The organism is Streptomyces sp. NPDC052012, from assembly GCF_040689265.1.
In the GTDB taxonomy this organism is placed as follows: Bacteria; Actinomycetota; Actinomycetes; order Streptomycetales; family Streptomycetaceae; genus Streptomyces.
In genome coordinates, this window is sequence record NZ_JBFAXA010000005.1 from 213,338 (window position 1) to 230,532 (window position 17,195).

At 73.3% G+C, this 17,195-nt stretch carries 11 protein-coding genes; all 11 read right to left on the reverse strand.

Going from position 1 to position 17,195, the window contains the following annotated elements; translation table 11 throughout:
- Positions 1–64: 64 nt before the first annotated feature.
- Positions 65–922: an arylamine N-acetyltransferase gene (locus tag AB0412_RS12585; protein WP_366402524.1), complete on the reverse strand. Its 858-nt coding sequence runs from the start codon at positions 920–922 to the stop codon at positions 65–67.
- A 107-nt stretch (positions 923–1,029) separates the two neighbouring features.
- Entirely contained in the window at positions 1,030–2,883 is a 1,854-nt protein-coding gene (gene asnB / locus AB0412_RS12590; protein ID WP_366402525.1) for an asparagine synthase (glutamine-hydrolyzing), read from the reverse strand.
- A 62-nt stretch (positions 2,884–2,945) separates the two neighbouring features.
- On the reverse strand, positions 2,946–4,511 hold the full coding sequence (locus tag AB0412_RS12595; RefSeq protein ID WP_366402526.1) for a carboxylesterase family protein: 1,566 nt from the start codon (positions 4,509–4,511) through the stop codon (positions 2,946–2,948).
- 126 nt (positions 4,512–4,637) lie between these two features.
- On the reverse strand, positions 4,638–5,900 hold the full coding sequence (locus AB0412_RS12600; RefSeq protein ID WP_366402527.1) for an FAD-dependent oxidoreductase: 1,263 nt from the start codon (positions 5,898–5,900) through the stop codon (positions 4,638–4,640).
- Positions 5,897–7,291 (reverse strand): FAD-dependent oxidoreductase, encoded by a 1,395-nt coding sequence (locus tag AB0412_RS12605; protein ID WP_366402528.1) that lies wholly within the window; start codon positions 7,289–7,291, stop codon positions 5,897–5,899. The genes AB0412_RS12600 and AB0412_RS12605 overlap by 4 nt, the downstream gene beginning before the upstream one ends.
- A gap of 7 nt (positions 7,292–7,298) precedes the next feature.
- Positions 7,299–9,389 carry a molybdopterin oxidoreductase family protein gene (locus AB0412_RS12610; RefSeq protein WP_366402530.1) on the reverse strand — a complete coding sequence of 697 codons (2,091 nt, stop codon included), beginning with the start codon at positions 9,387–9,389 and terminating at the stop codon, positions 7,299–7,301.
- Positions 9,382–10,785 carry a nitrate/nitrite transporter gene (locus AB0412_RS12615; RefSeq protein ID WP_366402531.1) on the reverse strand — a complete coding sequence of 468 codons (1,404 nt, stop codon included), beginning with the start codon at positions 10,783–10,785 and terminating at the stop codon, positions 9,382–9,384. The genes AB0412_RS12610 and AB0412_RS12615 overlap by 8 nt, the downstream gene beginning before the upstream one ends.
- 124 nt (positions 10,786–10,909) lie before the next feature.
- Positions 10,910–12,478 carry an AMP-binding protein gene (locus AB0412_RS12620; RefSeq protein ID WP_366402532.1) on the reverse strand — a complete coding sequence of 523 codons (1,569 nt, stop codon included), beginning with the start codon at positions 12,476–12,478 and terminating at the stop codon, positions 10,910–10,912.
- A 158-nt stretch (positions 12,479–12,636) separates the two neighbouring features.
- A complete protein-coding gene (locus tag AB0412_RS12625; RefSeq protein ID WP_366402533.1) occupies positions 12,637–13,179 on the reverse strand; it encodes an SRPBCC family protein in 543 nt (180 codons plus the stop codon).
- A gap of 105 nt (positions 13,180–13,284) precedes the next feature.
- The gene (locus AB0412_RS12630; protein ID WP_366402678.1) at positions 13,285–14,268 is read right to left on the reverse strand and encodes an NADPH:quinone reductase; all 984 of its coding nucleotides are present in this window, start codon (positions 14,266–14,268) and stop codon (positions 13,285–13,287) included.
- Positions 14,269–14,414: 146 nt separating this feature from the next.
- Complete coding sequence (locus AB0412_RS12635) at positions 14,415–17,060, reverse strand: AAA family ATPase (protein WP_366402534.1); 2,646 nt, start codon at positions 17,058–17,060, stop codon at positions 14,415–14,417.
- Positions 17,061–17,195 lie beyond the last annotated feature (135 nt).

The following is a 17,195-nucleotide window of genomic DNA, read 5'->3' on the forward strand; positions in this document are numbered from 1 at the left end:
CGGAACTCCCCGCCTCAGGCGCACACCGTGCGAGGCGGGGAGTCGGCGTGCGGGGGCCGGGCCGTCACCGCCGGGCGGCGAGGAAGTCACGGAGCAGGCGCGTCTCCTCGTCGGTGAGCGGAAGCCCGAAGGTGGTGCGCACGACCTCCACGGTCTCGTCGGGGGTGAGGACGCTCACGCGTTGCTCGCCGCCGCGGTACTCGGTCATCAGCTCGTTGTTCTTGAGCCGGTACCGCTCGTCGTCGGTGGCCCGCTGGACGACGAGCTGTCCGACGAAGGGCGAGCCGGGGCGGGTGGAGCTGACCCAGTGGGCGGCCTCGAAGTCGACGGCGTACTGGGGTTCCGTGCGGAAGGCGTAGATGTCGAACCAGCCCTCGGGCCGCCGGTACTGGAGCAGCCAGTGCCCGTCCTCGACGGCCAGCCGCCACGACCAGCCGGCGACGGTGCTCTCCGCTCCGGGCTGGAGGGCGAGGGGTTCGATGAGCGCGGCGTAGCCGTAGCCGGGGTCGGCCAGCCACACGGAGTCGTCCGCCCGGACCAGCAGGGCCGTGTGGGAGCGGAACCGGCGCTTGCTGCTGCCCTCGCGGATGCGGACCAGGAGCCGGGTGACCGGGAAGCCGAAGCGGTCCAGCGCTGCCGCGAACAGCAGGTTGGTCTCGTAGCAGTATCCGCCGCGGCCGGCCTGGACGATCTTGTGCTGGACGGCGTCGATGTCGATGGAGACCGTGCGGCCCAGGGCGATGTCGACGTTCTCGAAGCAGACGGAGTCCCGGTGGGCGCGGTGGAGGGCGCGGAGCGCCGCGAGGGAGGTGTCGCGGGGCCCTTGGTAGCCGATGCGGGCGAGGTAGGCGTCGAGGTCGAGCCGTTTGCTGCCCCATTCCGGGGAGTCGTCGACCACGAGCGGCAGACCTGAGGTGTCCATGAGCGTCCTTCTCGCGGGTGTCTGATGACGCGGGTGTCTGATGGGGGGATCCGAGGTGTGCGGCGCGCGGCACCGGACGGTGACCGCACGCCGCACCCGTGGGAGGGTCACCACTCCACGCGGACGTCGTACTCCTTCACCCACGCGTCGAACTCGACCAGCCGCTCCATGACGGCCCTCGTGCCCCACAGGCCGCCCAGCCCGGCGTAGGACTCGACGGGCTTGTCCAGCAGCTTGCGGATGCCCTCGGCCGGCACCAGGCCGAGCACGGGGGAACCGTCGAGCAGGGCCTCGACCTTGGCGCGCAGGGCCCGCACGTACTCCACGTCCTGGGTGGAGGGGTAGGGGCTCTTCTTGCGCTCCAGCACCGACTCGGGCAGGACGTGGCTCGCGGCGGCGCGCAGCAGGCTCTTCTCGCGGCCGTCGAAGGTCTTCATGGCCCACGGCACGTTGAAGACGTACTCCACCAGGCGGTGGTCCGTGAACGGCACGCGGACCTCCAGGCTCGCGGCCATGCTGATGCGGTCCTTGCGGTCCAGGAGGAAGTTCTCCCAGCGGCTGATGTTGAGGTACGACAGCTCCCGCATCCGTGCCTCGTGCGCGGACTCGCCCTCCAGGCGCGGCACTTCGGCCAGCGCCTCGGCGTACCGCTTGGCGACGTACTCGTCGAGGCCGAGCCGGTCCCAGAGGCCGATCTCCTTCATGGTGTCCAGGCCGCCGAGCCGGCGCCAGGCGTCGTACCAGGGGAAGGTGTCGCCCTCCACGGCCTCCTTGTCGAAGAACCAGTTGTAGCCGCCGAAGAGTTCGTCCGCGGTCTCGCCGGACAGGGCGACGGTCACCTGCTCCTTGAGCGCCTTGCACAGGTGGTACAGGGAGTGTTCCATGTCGCCGGTGGAGATGGGCAGGTCCTGGGCGCGCAGTACCCGCATGCGCACGTCGTCGTCGAGGACGTGGTGGTTCTCCAGCTCGACGATGACGTGCTCGGCCCCGGAGTGCCGGGCGACGTCGATCGCGTACGGGGTGTCGGGGTCCATCCAGATGCCGTTGCCGCGGAAGGTCTCCTCGTTGTTCTTGAAGTCCACGGAGAATGCCTTGATGCGTTCCTGCTTGCCCTGGTCGCGGAAGACCTTGGCGGCGAGCGCGGTGATGGCGCTGGAGTCGAGGCCGCCGGACAGCAGGGTGCCCACCTTGACGTCGGCGATGAGCTGGCGTTCGACGATGTCCTCGAGGAGTTCGCGGATGCGGGCGATGGTGGTGTCGAGGTCGTCGGTGTGCGGGCGGGCCTCCAACTGCCAGTAGGTGCGGGTGGTGTGGCCGCCGCGGTGGAAGCGCACGACGGTGCCGGGCACCACCTCGTGCATGCCCTTGAAGATCGCGTGGCCGGGCGTGTTGATGATGGCGAAGATCTCCGCCAGGCCCTCGGCGTCGACGACCGCCTCGGCGTCGGGGTGGGCCAGGATGGCCTTGGCCTCCGAACCGAACAGCACGCCGTCGGGCGTCGGGTAGTAGAAGAGGGGTTTGACGCCCATGCGGTCGCGGACCAGCAGCAGTTCCTCGCTGCGCGGGTCCCACACCGCGAGCGCGTACATGCCGTTGAGGCGTTCGGCGAAGTGCTCGCCCCACTCCAGGTAGGCGTGCAGCACCACTTCGGTGTCGCTGGAGGTGCGGAAGGTGTGGCCGAGGCCGGTGAGCTCCTCCTTCAGCTCCCGGTAGTTGTAGACCTCGCCGGTGTAGACGACGACGGGGAGGCCGTCGTCCTCGCCGGTGACGTGCATGGGCTGGCGCCCGCCCTCCAGGTCGATGATGGACAGCCGGCGGTGCCCGAGGACCGCGTGCGGCGAGATCCACACCCCCCGGTCGTCGGGTCCCCGGCACGCCAGCGTCTCCGCCATGGCGGACGCCGTCCCGCCGTGTACCGACAGATAGTGGTCGTAGGCGACCCAGCCTGCGAGTCCGCACATCGAAGTCCCAGTCCTTTCGTTCGTTCCTGCGGTGGTGAATGGCCCAGGGGTGCACGTGGTGCTCAAGGGCGCGGCACCCAGCCGGCGCGATCCCAGTACGACAGGTGGGGCTGAGCCGACACCGTGCCGATCCGCGCGACGCGCTCGCCGCCGAGAACCATCACGGTGGGCCGGTCCGGGGTGAACGGCGGCCAGTGGGGCGCGTGTTCGCTGCTCGGGGTCTCCCCGCGGGCGAAGGAGGCCACGAGGTCGATCAGCGTGTCGGAGATCCGCCGCTCCAGCGGTCCGTCCCCGTAGGCGGGCGCGTTCACCGGCAGCGCGAACGTGCCGAAGAGGAACTTCGCGACGGCCTCGTGCGGGGTGGTGCCGGCGTACGGCTCCTTGAGCGGATGGGCGAACTCCATGAGGAACTGCGGGGACGCGGTGGCGTCGCGCTCACGGGCGTGCCGCTCGGCGAGCCGGACGATCTGGTAGCGGAACAGCCCGTCGCCCCACACCTGCGTCCACACCGACACCGGGTCGCGCGGCAGGCCCTCCGCCTCGGACGCCCGCCGGTAGTGCGCGATGCAGTCGTCCACCTGCTCGTCGGTGACCTTGACGGCTCCCTTCTCGAGGACCTCGCGGACCGCCGCGCGCAGTCCGGTGTCGTCGGCCGGGTGCGGGCCGGGGTAGGGGTATCCGGGCCCGGTGGTGAAGAAGGAGCCCTCGGTGCGGCAGTAGATCGGCATCATGGGGATGCTGGGCGTGGGCAGCGCGTGGTCGTAGCCGCGCATCCACCGCCCGTCGACGACTGGTCCGCGGTATTCGCGCCCGCCCTGCACGAACCGCTCGGTGGGGCTGCCCGCGTACACCTCGTCCCAGGCGTCGCGCAGTTCGGCGGCCGGAACGGCGCGCAGGCCCGGCACGGTCGTGCCGAAGCGGCGCGCGAGGTGCTCGTAGACCTCGCGGGACTCCTCGGGAGTGGTGGAACTGGCGGGCTCCCACACGTGCTTGACGCTGATCGGGACGATGCGCTCGATGATCCCGCGCAGTTCGGGCAGCAGGGCGAGCTGCCAGGTGCTGGAGCCGCCCGCGGAGGTCCCGGCGACGGTGATGTTGCCGGGGTCGCCGCCGAACGCGGCGGCGTTGTCGCGGACCCAGCGCACGAGCGCCACCTGGTCCTGAAGGCCCCAGTTGGCGAAGGAGCCTGTCCGCGGGTCGGTGAACTCCTCGTGCAGTCCCCAGCCGAACGCGCCCAGGCGGTAGTTGAAGGTGATGACGACCATCCGGCCGTGGACGGCGGTGCGGGCGCCGTCGTAGTCGGGTTCGCTGCCCGCGCCGAGCATCCAGCCGCCGCCGTGGATGTAGACGAGGACCGGCAGACGGCCTTCCACGTCCGGGGTCCACACGTTGGCGTACAGGCTGTCCTCGCTGCTGCCGGGCAGGTAGTCGCCCTGCAGCGAGGGCGCGGCGAACGCGGTGGCGTCCCGCACGCCCTGCCAGGGTTCGGGGGGCCGGGGGGAGGAGAACCGGAGCGGGCCCACCGGCGGCGCCGCGTAGGGCACGCCCCGGAAGACGGTGAGTCCGTCGGCCCGCTCGCCCGCCACGCGTCCCGCCGTCGTCCGGACGACCACTGTGCGACTGGACATCTGGCACACCTCACTTCCCGCCTGGGCGTTGTCATGGGCGGCGCGGCGCGCACCGGCGAGGGGAGCACAGTGATCGTCGCTCCGCCGCCGAGAAGGTCGCCAACCGCCGGTCATTACTCCGTCAAGTCACGCCGCGGCCGGTTCCCGCGCCTGCGGCGGCGTGCCGCCGAGGGCCGGGCCGGACAGCAGCCTGTCGGGCGGCGCGGTCAGTTCACGGCCCACCAGGGCGCGCAGGGTGCGGTAGGCGGAGGCGTCGCCGGCGAGCACGCCCCCGAGCAGGACCCGCCCGTCCGGGCCGAGGACGAGCTTCGCGTACGTGCCGGCCGTGTCGTCGCGCAGGACGTACTCCAGGGCACCCTCGGTCTCGGCGTGGGCGTCGCCGAAGCCGGCCACGTCGACGCCGAGGAGTTTGAGCTTGGCGGAGGTGTCGGGGTCGGCGAAGCGGGTGCCGGGCCGGCCGAGCAGCTGGTCGGCGACCAGTTCGGCCATCCGGTAGCCGGGCGCGACCAGCCCGTAGGTGCGGCCCCGCACGGCCGCGCACTCGCCGACGGCCCAGATGCGCGGGTCCTCGGTGCGGCAGCGGTCGTCGACGAGGAAGCCGCCGCGTCCGCCCGTCGCGAGCCCGGCCGGCCCGGCCAGTTCGTCGCGGGGGCGCACCCCGGCGGAGAACACCACCAGGTCGGCGTCGAGGGTGCTGCCGTCGGTGAGGGTGACGGCGCGGGTCCGGCCGCCGGCCCGGGCGTGCACGGTCTGCACGGCGGTGCCGCAGTGCACCCGCAGCCCCAGGTCGCCGACGAGCCGGGCGAGCACCCGTGCTCCGCCCTCGTCGAGCTGCAGCGGCATCAGGCGCGGCGCGAGTTCCACCACATGCGGCTGAACCCCGAGCAGCCGCAGCGCGTTGGCGGCCTCCAGACCGAGCAGCCCCCCGCCGACCACGACTCCGGGGCGTCCTTCACGTGCCGCCGCGCGGATGGCGTCGAGGTCGTCGAAGGTGCGGTAGACGAAGCAGCCGGGCAGGTCGTGACCGGGTACGGGCGGCACGAACGGCCGTGATCCGGTGGCGAGCACCAGGGCGTCGTAGCCGACGAGCGTGCCGTCGGCGGTCGTGACGGTCCGGGCGTCCCGGTCGATGCCGGTCACCGGGGTGGCCAGGCGCAGGTCCACCAAGGGGTCGCCGAGGAACTCGTGGCCGGCGAGGGTGAGGTCGGCGGCGCTCCTGCCCTCCAGGTAGGACGAAAGGGCGACCCGGTTGTAGGCGGGGCGGGGCTCCTCGGCCAGGACGACGGCACGCCAGGTGCCGTACCGGTCGTGGGCGCGCAGGCGCTCCACGAGGCGGTGGCCGACCATGCCGTGTCCGACGACCACCAGGGTGCGCGGTGTGCGGGTCATGGGTCGCTGTTCCCTCCGCTCGCCGATGCCAGGACGCGCCGCACGTCGTCCGCGCAGCCGCCGCAGCCGGTGGTGGCCCGGGTCGCCGCGGCGATCCGCGGCAGGTCACGGGCTCCGGCGCGCCAGGCACGCAGCAGCTCGCCCTTGGTGACGTGGTTGCAATGGCAGAGCACGGCCTCGTCGGGCAGGGCGACGGAGGCGGGCCGCTCGGTGGCCGCGGTGCCCAGCAGCAGCCCGAGCCGGTCGGACGGCACCGGCAGGCCGCTCTCGTACAGCCGGCCGACCGCGGCGGTGGCGCGTGGCAGGCCCATGAGGACCGCGCCGAGGATCCGGTCGCCGGACAGGGCGAGGCTGGCGCAGCGGCCCCGGGCGGGGTCGGACAGCGTGATGTGCCGGGTGGCGTCCGGCGGGTCGGGCGGGCCGAGGCAGGCCAGGTCGATGCCGGGCGCCTTCAGCCGTACGACGGGCCGGCCGGGGTGGTGGTGCGCCTCATCGCCGCCGAGGATGCAGGCCAGGGTCTCCGCCTGGTCCCAGGCGGTGGTGACGAGTCCGGGCGTTTCGCCGTCGAACTCGGCGCAGTCCCCGATCGCGTGGACGCGCGGGTCGCTGGTGCGCAGGTGCCGGTCGACGACCACGCCCCTGCGGACGGCCAGTCCGGCCCGCCGGGCGAGCCCCGACTCGGGTTCGACGCCGGTGCACAGCACCAGCGCGTCGGCCCGGAGGATCTCCCCGTCGTCGAGGGCCAGTTTGCCGGGCCGGTACTCCACGGCGGCCCGCCGCAGCCGCAGTCGGGCGCCGCGGGAGCTGAGGTGGTCGGCGAGCAGGGCGCCGGCCCTGTCGTCGAGCCGGTCGTCCATGGGATGCGGTCCGGGGTGTACGAGGGTGACGTCGCGGCCCGCTCGCAGCAGCGCGAGCGTGGTCTCGGTGCCGAGGACGCCGCCGCCGAGCACCACCACGGGCCCGTCGCCCGTGAGCCGTTCGCAGTCGGCGAGGGTGCGCAGGGCGGTGGCGCCCTCGGTGAGCCCGCCGTCCGCGGTGAGCAGTCCGGGCAGGGGCGGGATCCGGGGCCGGGCGCCGGTGGCCAGCACCAGGTGGTCGTAGGGATGGGTCTCCCCGGTGTCGGTGCGGACCAGGCGGCGGGCGCGGTCCACGGCCGTGGCGGTGACGCCCGTCCTGACGCGTACGCCGTCCGGGGGGTCGGGCAGCTTCAGGTCCTCGGCGGTGAGGGTGCCGCCGAGGAGGGACGTCAGGAGTACGCGGTTGTAGGCCGGCCGCGGCTCCGCGCCCAGCACCGTGACCGGGCCTCGGTGCCCGTGGTGGCGCAGGCGTTCGACGAGCCGGTGCGCCGCGGGGCCGTGGCCGACGACGAGGATGTGGTTCGGGGCGGGCATGCTGGCCTCACGACGCGTCGGTGCCGGGTTCGATCCGCACGGCGCAGACCTTGAACTCGGGCATTCTGCTGCGGGGGTCGAGGGCGGTGCTGGTGATCAGGTTGGCCCGGCCGCGGCCGGGATAGTGGAACGGCACGAACACCGTGTCCGTGCGCATGCTGCCGACCAGCCGCACGCGTGCGACGGTGGTGCCGCGGGCCGAGGTGACGCGGGCCGGTTCGCCCTCGCGCAGCCCGGCGCGTTCGGCGGTGTCGGGGTGGATCTCGACGAACGGTTCGGGCGCGGCCTGGTGGAGTTCGGCCACGCGGCGGGTCTGGGCGCCGGACTGGTAGTGCGCGAGCACGCGGCCGGTCGTGGCGTACAGGGGGTGGCCGGCGTCGGTGGTCTCGGCGGGGTCGCGGTGGTCGACCTCGGCGAACCGGGCCCGTCCGTCCGGGTGCGCGAAGCGGTCGAGGAACAGGCGGGGCGTGCCGGGGTGCGGCCGGCCACCGGTGTCCGGGCAGGGCCAGTGCAGGGCCTCCCCCGCGTCCAGGCGGTCGTAGGTGATGCCGGAGTAGTCCGCCGTGCCGCCTTGGGAGGCGCGCCGCAGTTCGTCGAAGACCTCACGCGGGGAGGTCGGGTAGCGTTCCGCCGGTTCGCCGAGCCGGACCGCGATGCCGCGCAGGACCTCCAGGTCGGTCCGTACGCCGTCGGGCGGCGGGTGCAGCCGGCGGCGGCGCAGCACCCTGCCCTCCAGGTTGGTCATGGTGCCCTCCTCCTCGGCCCACTGGGCGACCGGGAGCACCACGTCGGCCATCCGCGCGGTCTCCGACGGCACGAAGTCGGCCACCACCAGCAGGTCGAGGGAGGCCAGCCGGTCACAGACGCGGGCGGCGTGCGGCGCGGACACGGCCGGGTTGGAGCCGAACACCAGCAGGGCGCGTGGTCCGCCGTCGGTGCCGAGGGCGTCGAGCAGTTCGTAGGCGCTGCGCCCGGGGCCGGGCAGGGCGTCCGGGTCCGTGCCCCAGACGCGCGCCACGTGGGCTCGCGCCGCCGGGTCGGTGATCATGCGGTAGCCGGGGAGCTGGTCGGCCTTCTGGCCGTGCTCGCGCCCGCCCTGCCCGTTGCCCTGACCGGTCAGGCAGCCGTAGCCGCTTCCCGGGACGCCGGGGAGTCCGAGGGCGAGGGCGAGGTTGATGAAGGCGGCGGCCGTGTCGGCGCCCTTGCTGTGCTGCTCGGCGCCGCGGCCGGTCAGCACGTACGCCCGCCGTGCCTCGCCCAGCATCGTGACGGCGGTGCGCTGTTCGGCGACGGGGACGCCGGTGACGCGTTCGACGCGCTCGGGCCACCAGGTGACGGCGCGCCGCCAGGCCGCGTCGAAGCCGGTGGTGCGCTCCTGGACGTACCCCTTGTCGCACCAGCCGTCGCTCACCGCGATGTGCAGCAGCCCCAGCGCCAGCGCCAGATCGGTGCCCGGCACCGGTTGCAGGTGCAGGGCGGCGCGCTCGGCGGTCTTGGTGCGGCGGGGATCGACGACGATCAGATCCGCCCCCTCCAGGTGCCGCATCAGCGGGGGCATGGTCTCGGCGGGGTTGGCGCCGGCGAGCAGGATGGCGTCCGCCGCGCCGAGGTCTGCCACGGGGAAGGGCAGTCCGCGGTCCAGGCCGAAGGCCGCCGTGCCGGCCGCGGCGGCCGAGGACATGCAGAACCGTCCGTTGTAGTCGATCTGGCTGGTCCTCAGGGCGAGCCGGGCGAACTTGCCCAGCAGGTACGCCTTCTCGTTGGTGAGGCCGCCCCCGCCGAACACGGCGAGCGCGTCCGGGCCGTGCTCGTCGCGGATCCGCCGCAGCCTGTGGGCGACGGTGTCCAGGGCGGTGTCCCAGTCGGCCGGGACGAGACGGCCGTCCGCGTCCCGCACCAGCGGGTGGAGCAGCCGGTCGGTGACGTCGAGCAGGGCGGGCGCGGTCCAGCCCTTCTGGCACAGCCTGCCGTCGTTGACGGGGAAGTCGGAGGGCTCCACCACGGTCCCCCGGGCCTCGTGACCGAGGCGGGTGCCGCACTGCAGGGCGCAGTAGGGACAGTGGGTGGCCACGCTGGTGGCCGGCGTCGTGTCAGGCACGGGTGGCCTCCGACGGCTCGGCGGTGCCGCGCCCGGTGCGCCGCGGGTCCTGCGCGTCCTCCGGCGAGGGGCCGTGCGGGGCGCGCAGGTACACCAGCCGGGTGACGGTCACGCACACCGCGTAGAAGGCCAGGAAGGACCAGAAGGCGGGTTCGCCCGTGCCCTGACCGCCGTACGACGCCCGGAAGGCCAGGTTGACGGCGACGCCACCGAGCGCGCCGACGGCACCGGCGATGCCGATGACCGCGCCGGTCAGCCGCCGGGCACGGGCGAAGGCCTCGGTCGCGTCGTGGCCGGCGGTGACGGCGGCCTCCGCCTGCCCGGCGAAGACCACCGGGATCAGCTTGTACGTCGACCCGTTGCCGAGGCCGCTGAGCACGAACAGCACGGTGAACACGGCGACGAACAGCGCAAGGGAGTGGTGGGCCGAGGCCACCAGCAGCAGACCGGTTCCCGCGCCCATGGCGAGGAAGTTCCAGAAGGTGACCCGTGCTCCGCCCCAGCGGTCGGCGAGCCGGCCGCCGAGCGGCCGGGACAGCGAGCCGAGCAGCGGCCCCAGGAAGGTGTAGCCGGCCGCCTCCAGCGGGGTGCAGCCGAACTGGTTCTGCAGGACCAGACCGAAGGCGAAGCCGTAGCCGATGAACGAGCCGAACGTGCCGAGGTACAGCAGCGAGATCCACCACGTGTGCTGGTCGACCGCCGCCTCGCGCAGTGCTCCGGGCCGGGCCGGGCCGGTGTCGACGTTGTCCATGCCGAGCGCCGCGAGGAGGGCGGCGAGGGCGATCAGCGGCAGGTAGGCGGCGATCACATGGGCGGGGTGGGTGTCGCCCGCGGTGGCGATCACCAGCAGTCCGACCAGCTGGATCACCGCGACGCCGAGGTTTCCGCCGCCGGCGTTGAGGCCGAGCGCCCAGCCCTGGTGGCGCCGGGGGAACAGGTGGGCGATGTTGGTCGTCGAGGACGCGAAGTTGCCGCCGCCCACGCCCGCCGTCGCGGCGACGACCAGGAAGACCCACAGGGGGGTGCCCGGACGCTGGACGAAGTACAGCGCCAGGAGCGCCGGCACCAGCAGGATGCTGGAGCTGAAGACGGTCCAGTTCCGCCCGCCGAAGCGGGTCACCGCGTGGCTGTACGGCAGCCGCAGCAGCGCGCCGACCAGGGTGGGGGTGACCACCAGCAGGAACTTCTCGCTCGGGGCGAAGCCCAGGCCGATCGCGGGGGACATGAACAGCACCAGGACCGACCACATGCTCCAGATCGAGAACCCGATGTGCTCGCAGAAGACGGACAGGACGAGGTTGCGTCGTGCGACGTGCTTGCCGGTGCGCTCCCAGAACGTCTCGTCCTCCGGATCCCAGTGCTCGATCCGGCGTCGGGAGACGCGCAGTGCCGTCATCGGGGCAACTCCTCGGCTGGGGACGGCGGCCCGGGGCGTGGGCCTCCTCACGGGCAGGGCGAGGGGCGCGGACCCACGGGGGCGATGGGCCCGCGCCCCGAGGACGCGGCGCGGGGGCCGGGGCTTACCCGGCCGTCCGCTCCGCCTTCAGCAGCCGGGCCAGCTCCAGCCGCTTGATCTTGGTGGTGGCGGTCTGCGGCAGGTCGTCGAGCTTCCACTGCACGGGCTCCGCCATCGCGGGCAGACCGGCCACCGCGGACTTCCAGGCCGCGAGGTCGAGCGGCTTGTCGTCACGGGTGCACACCACGGGCACGGGCGTGCCGTTGTCGTCCGGGACGATGATGACCTCGACGAGTTCCGGCAGCCGCGCGAAGAGGGTGTCCTCGATCTCCAGGGTGCTGTCGATGCCCTGGATCTTGTCGACCTCCCGGTCGAGCAGGTGCAGGCAGCCCCACTTGGTGCGGTAGCCCAGGTCGCCCATGCGCCACCACTCGCCGTCGGCCTGCTTCTCCCAGCGCTCGTGCTCACCGAGGTAGGTGACGATCCGTCCGTCGGAACGCACCTCGATGTACCCGGGGTTCGACTTGGTGGGCCGCTTGCCGTCCCGGCTGACCACGCGGATGCCCGTCATGCCGGGGAACGGGGAACCCACGCAGCGGCCGTCGGCGTCCGCGCCGCGCTTCTTCGAGTAGGTGCGCCCGGCGATCGGGCCGACCTCGCTCTGCCCGTACATCTGGACGAACTTCGGCGACTCGCGCCGCGAGGCGGTGAGCATCAGGTGCACGGTGCGCGGGTGGATGGCGTCGAAGGTGCTGCTGAAGTACTTCACGTTCGCCAGCGGCCGGCGCGGGTCGTCGACCAGGACCTCCCAGCGCAGGAACGTGTTCGGGTGGGCCTCGATCAGACCGGGCGGGGCCTGCCGGAACACCTCGGCCACGACCTCCGGGTCGTCGTCCCGGAGGACGATCATCGGGTGGCCCTGGAGGATCGTGATCGGCATGGCGGTGAACATCCGCGAGTGCACGAACGACACGTGGATGGCGATCGGCTCGCTACGGTCCACCAGGGACGCCACCGTGCCCTGGGGGCGGTAACGCGCCTGGAACGTACGCCCGGTGTGCACCGCCAGCTTCGGTGTCCCGGTGGTCCCGGAAGTGTGGGTGACCAGCGTCGGGTGGTCCGGGAGCATGGTCACCGGCGTGACCCGGGGGGAGCCGGCCAGCGAGGCGAGTTCGACGGCCCCCTCGTGGCTGCCGGAGGTCACGAGCACCTGCCGGGCCAGGCCGAAGACCTCGGCGGGCAGATGGCGGTCCAGCTTGTCCTGGTCGGTCACCAGGTGCGGCCGGTCCACCCGGCGCACCAGCTCGCACACGGTGGCGCCGTCCAGCTTCGGGGACAGCAGGACCGGGACGGCGCCGATCCTGGCTGCGGAGCAGGCGAGGAGCGTGATGTCGAACCCGTTGGTCTTGTGGACGACGACGCGTTCCCCGGGCCGGACGTTCGCCGCCCACAGCCGGGAGGCGAGGTCGTCGACCAGGTCGGCGACCTCCGTCAGCGTCATGCGACGCCCGCGCTCGGGAGCGACGTCGAGCTCATGGTCGAGGATCACGGGATTCGCCGGGTGCCGGGCCGCGGCCCGGTCGAACAACGTGCCCAGCCGAATTCCCTTGTTTCCGATGCGCTGGAGAAACATCTGCCCACCCCTCTCGTCCGCCGCGGCTGTTCCTCAGCCGTGCGGCAGGCTTTCCGAATTTCCGCTGTCCAGTGGGGATCCGCATCTTTTCGCGCCGGGAACAGGGCACGACGGAAAATGTTTCACCGGGAAGTCGATGCGGTCACCGGGAGGGAATGTCACTGCTTTTCGATGACATCCTTGATGCGCTTCAGCGTGGCGTCGAGGTCCTGCTCGAGCTTGGCGGTCCAGTCGACGACGAAGCGCTTGCGGTCGTCCTCGTCCAGGTCGGCGACGATCTTGTGGATGCCCGCGGTCGCCCGGCCCATGCGGAAGTGGTGGGTGAGCACGCAGCCGTCGCCTGCGGGCGCCATGTCGAAGCCCCAGATGCTCTCCTGGTCCTCGCGGGCGTGGGAGAGCATCATCCACCGGAAGGTGCGGCCGGGCTCGGCGGCGATGATGCGGCACTCGGTGTGCCAGACACCGCGCACCAGGGGCGCCCAGGCGACCACGTCCTCGCTGCGCAGGTTCTCGCCGCGGAAGACGGCCCCGACGGTCGAGGGCTGCCCGGACACCCACTCGCCGCCCCGGCATTCGGGGCTCCATTCGGCACTGCGCGGCAGATCACTGACGACGGAGTAGACCTCGAGAGGGGTCGCGGAAATGTGGATGTCGGCCCTGAGATCGAACAGCGGCGAAGTGTCGATGATTGACTGATTCATGTGCAGAATTCTGTCAGAGGGCACCCGGTGCCGGTCAAAGAGCGGCTTTCTCATTTGTCAGGTCCGAATTCCCGCATTTCACCGGCACCGGTCTGCGCGGCGGTTTCAGCCCGCGGTGTCCGTGCTCAGCACGAGCTTTCCGCGCACCTTGCCCTCCTCCAGCCGGCGGTGCGCCTCGGCGGCGTCGCTCAGGTGCAGCCGTTCGACCGTCCGGGGCCTGAGGCTGCCGTCGGCGACGAGCCGGTTGATGGCGCTGGCGGCCTCGGTGAGTTCACCGGCGGTGGCGTGGGAGATGGCGAAGCCCAGGACGGAGCGGTCCCGCAGGTAGAGCGGCCCCACGGGCAGCACCGGCCGGGAGCGCAGTCCGGCGAGCAGCACGATCCGCCCCCGCCCGGCGAGAAGGTCCACCGCGGTCTCGAGGTCGTTCGTGCCGGAGGCGTCGAGGTAGAGGTCGGCGCCCGCCGGGGCGGCGGCGCGGATGCGTCCGGGCACGTCGGGATCCCGGTAGTCGATGACGTGATCGGCGCCGATACCGCGGCAGTACTCGGCGTCCCGCGCGGAGGCGACGGCGATGACCCGGGCACCCGCCGCGGCGGCCATCACCACCAGGGCGCTTCCCACGTTCCCGGCCGCGCCCACCACGACGACGGTCTCGCCGGACCGGAGCCGCCCGTGGGTGAACAGACCGAGGTAGGCGGTCGCGGCCGGATGCGCCAGCGCCACGGTCTCGTACGGGTCGGCGGCCTCCGGCAGGCGGTACAGCCGGTCGACGGGCACCACCACCTGCTCGGCGGCGGCCCCCTGACGGCCGTCGTGACCGAGGCTGTTGCACCACACCCGGTCGCCGGGCCGGAACCGGTGCACGCCCGCGCCGACCGCGGCGACGGTGCCGGCCAGGTCCCGGCCGATCACGAAGGGGAAGGCCAGCGGGGTGCGCCAGGCCCCGGAGCGCACGAAGGTGTCGACGTGGTTGACGGAGACGGCGGTGACGTCCACCAGCACGTCGGTCGGCCCGGGTTCGGGCGAGGGCAGCTCGCCGTAGCGGATGACGTCCGGAGATCCGAGCTGTTCGATGTAGGCAGCACGCATCATGGTCAAGGATTCTGGCAAAGGCGTGCGGCGCCCGCCCGCGTGCGGCCCCGGCTCCGTCGCGGATCTGTCAGATCGGGACCGTATCTGTCAGGTCCGCCCCCGCCGCAGGCCGGGCACGGACGGAACGGGCAGGCACAGAGGGATCAGGTCAGGTTCAGACGAGCCAGCTCCCGCCGGGAGCCCACGCCCAGCTTGGGATACGCCTTGTACAGATGGTGTTCGACGGTCCGGCGGCTCAGGAAGAGCTGCGCGGCGATCTCCCGGCTGCTGTTGCCGCCGGCCGCCAGCCGGACCACCTGCAGCTCCTGGGGGGTCAGCCGGTCCAGGACGTTCTCCGCCGTCGCCTTGGCGACCGTCGTCGCGTCCCCTGCCGCCCGCAGCTCCGCCCGCGCCCGCTCCGCCCAGGGCGCGGCACGGAGCCGCTCGAAGATCTCCAGGGCCGACCGGAGCGACGCGCGGGCTTCGCTGCGCCGCCGTGCCCTGCGCAGCCACTCCCCGTACACCAGCTCGGTCCGGGCCCGCTCGAAGGGCCGCCCGCCCAGTCCGTGCAGGCGGACGGCCTGCACGTAGTCCTCTTCCCTGTCCTCTTCCCCGCTGTCGACCAGGGCCCGGCACCGGTGGGCCACCGCCCGCGCCCACGGTTGGCCGCCGGCCTGCGCCCAGGCCTCGAAGGCACGCATCGGCCCCTCGGCGCGCTTGTGGTCCCCGAGCCGCACGGCCGCCTCCACCTGGTCGGCGACGGCGGCCAGCGTCATCGCCGTATGACGCCGCGGACCGGGGCCGGCGACGGCCTCCAGCCGGGCGAGGGCCGCCTCGTAGTCGCCCTGCGCCAGTTCGAGCAGGCTCAGCGCGCTCTCGCCGGCCACCCTGCCGACGTCGGGGACGTCCTGGGTGAGGCTGCGGCAGCGCTGTTCGTCGCCCTCGATCGCCGCGATCCGCGCCGGGACGCCGCCCAGCCAGGCGACACGCTGCCGCAGCCCCGTGTCGCGGGCGATCTCCACGGCCTCCGCCACCGAGGCCTCCGCGTCCCGGTGCGCCCCGGCCAGCACCTGCCGTTCCGCCAGCAGGTGCAGTGCCTGGGGCAGCGCTCCGATGAGTCCCTGCGCACGGCAGCGTGCCACCTCGGCGGCGGCCAGTTCCATGGCCGTGGCGTCGTCGCCGACGAGGATCGCGCTGTGCAGGGCACGCGCCCGCGCCATGCCTTCGTCCGCCGGGTCGGCGGTGACGGCCCGTGCCAGGAGGGGAAGTCCGCGGGCGCAGTCGTCGTCGGCGAGGTGCGCCATGCCCTCCACCATCGGATCCGTCCCGCCGAGGGCCCGCAGACGGCGGGCGGCGTCCCGGACGGTGTCCGCGTCGCCGGCGAGCCAGGCGTAGGTGGCGCCCGTGCGCAGCATGTCCCGGCCCGGTCCGGGGCCGGCCGACCGCACCCGCTCCAGCAGCAGGCGGGCGGCCTCCCGCTGCTCCCCCAGCTCGAACATCACGGCGGCGCGCACGGGTGCCAGCCGGGCCAGGTCCTCCGGGTCGTCGGTGAGCCGCTCGGCCTGCCCGGCCAGATCCCCGGCCTGCCCGGCGTGCCCGGCGTTCAGCGCGAGGGCCGCCGCGTCCCCGAGCCGGTGCGCCTGTGCGCGGCGGTCGGGGGTGAGGCGGGCGGCCTGCTGCTGGAGGAGCGCGGCGGCGGCGTAGGCGCTGCGGTCCGCGGCCCGGTCGGCGGCCGCCACCAGTTCCGCCGCCACGGCGTCGTCGGGCGAGGTCGTGGCCAGCGGCAGGTGCCGGGCCCGGCAGTCGGGGTCCTCGGCCGCGTCGGCCAGCGCCTGGTGGACGGCGATACGGCGGGCCAGTACGGCTCCCTGGTAGGCGGCGGTCCCGATCAGCGGATGGCGGAAGGCGACGGTGCTCTCCGTCACGTGGATCAGGCCCGCCCGCTCGGCGTCCTCCAGGTCCTCCAGACCGATGCCCAGCGTCCGGGCCGCCTTCATCTGCAGGGGCAGGTCGCCCCGCCCCTCGGCCGCCGCGACCAGGAGCGCCAGCCGTGTCTTCTCGGGAAGCGTCGCGATCTGGGCGCGGTACGACGACAGCACCCGGTCGGCGACCGTCACGGGCGTGAACCTGCCGGGGTCGTCGCGGCGGGCGACCCCGAACTCGATGAGCGCCAGCGGGTTCCCGACGGACTCCGCGATGACCTGGTCGCGCAGGGCGGGGGGCAGGCCCACGTCGGCGAGCAGCCGGGCCGCGTCGCCCGCGTCGAGCCGGGACGGCCGCACCTCGGTGAGCCCGGGCGCGGCGAACCCCTCCTCGCGGGTCGCGAAGACCATGGCGACCTGCTCGGCGGCCAGCCGGCGCGCGGCGAACAGCAGCGCTTCCGCGGTGGCCTGGTCGAGCCACTGCGCGTCGTCCACCAGACACAGCACGGGCCCCTGCTCGGCCAGGTCCGCGAGGAGGGTGAGCACGGCCAGGCCGGTCAGGAACCTGTCCTGCGTCCTGGTCCGGCCCGTGCCGAGCACGGCGCGCAGCGCCTCCGCCTGCGGTTCGGGCAGGGCGTCCAGCCGGTCCTGCACCGGCCACAGCAGCTGCACCAGCCCGCCGAACGCCAGGTCCGCCTCCGGCTCGATCCCGGTGACCCGCAGGACCCGCATCCCGGACGCCGACGCCGACTCGGCCGCACGGTCCAGCAGGGCCGTCTTCCCGATGCCCGCCTCGCCCCGCAGGACGAGGGCACCGCTGCGTCCCCCGCGGGCCGTCGCGATCAGATCCTCAAGCGCCGCCAGCTCGGTGGACCTGCCGTACAGCACGTAAGTGCCTCGCTTCCCCGTGTTGCGGCCCACCGGTAAGTAAGCCGTGCCGAAGTTACGTACCCGGTTACAGAAACCTTACTGATTCGGACGGGTCGTCCCCCTTCCTACGGTGTGGAACAAGCCGGTTCCCCG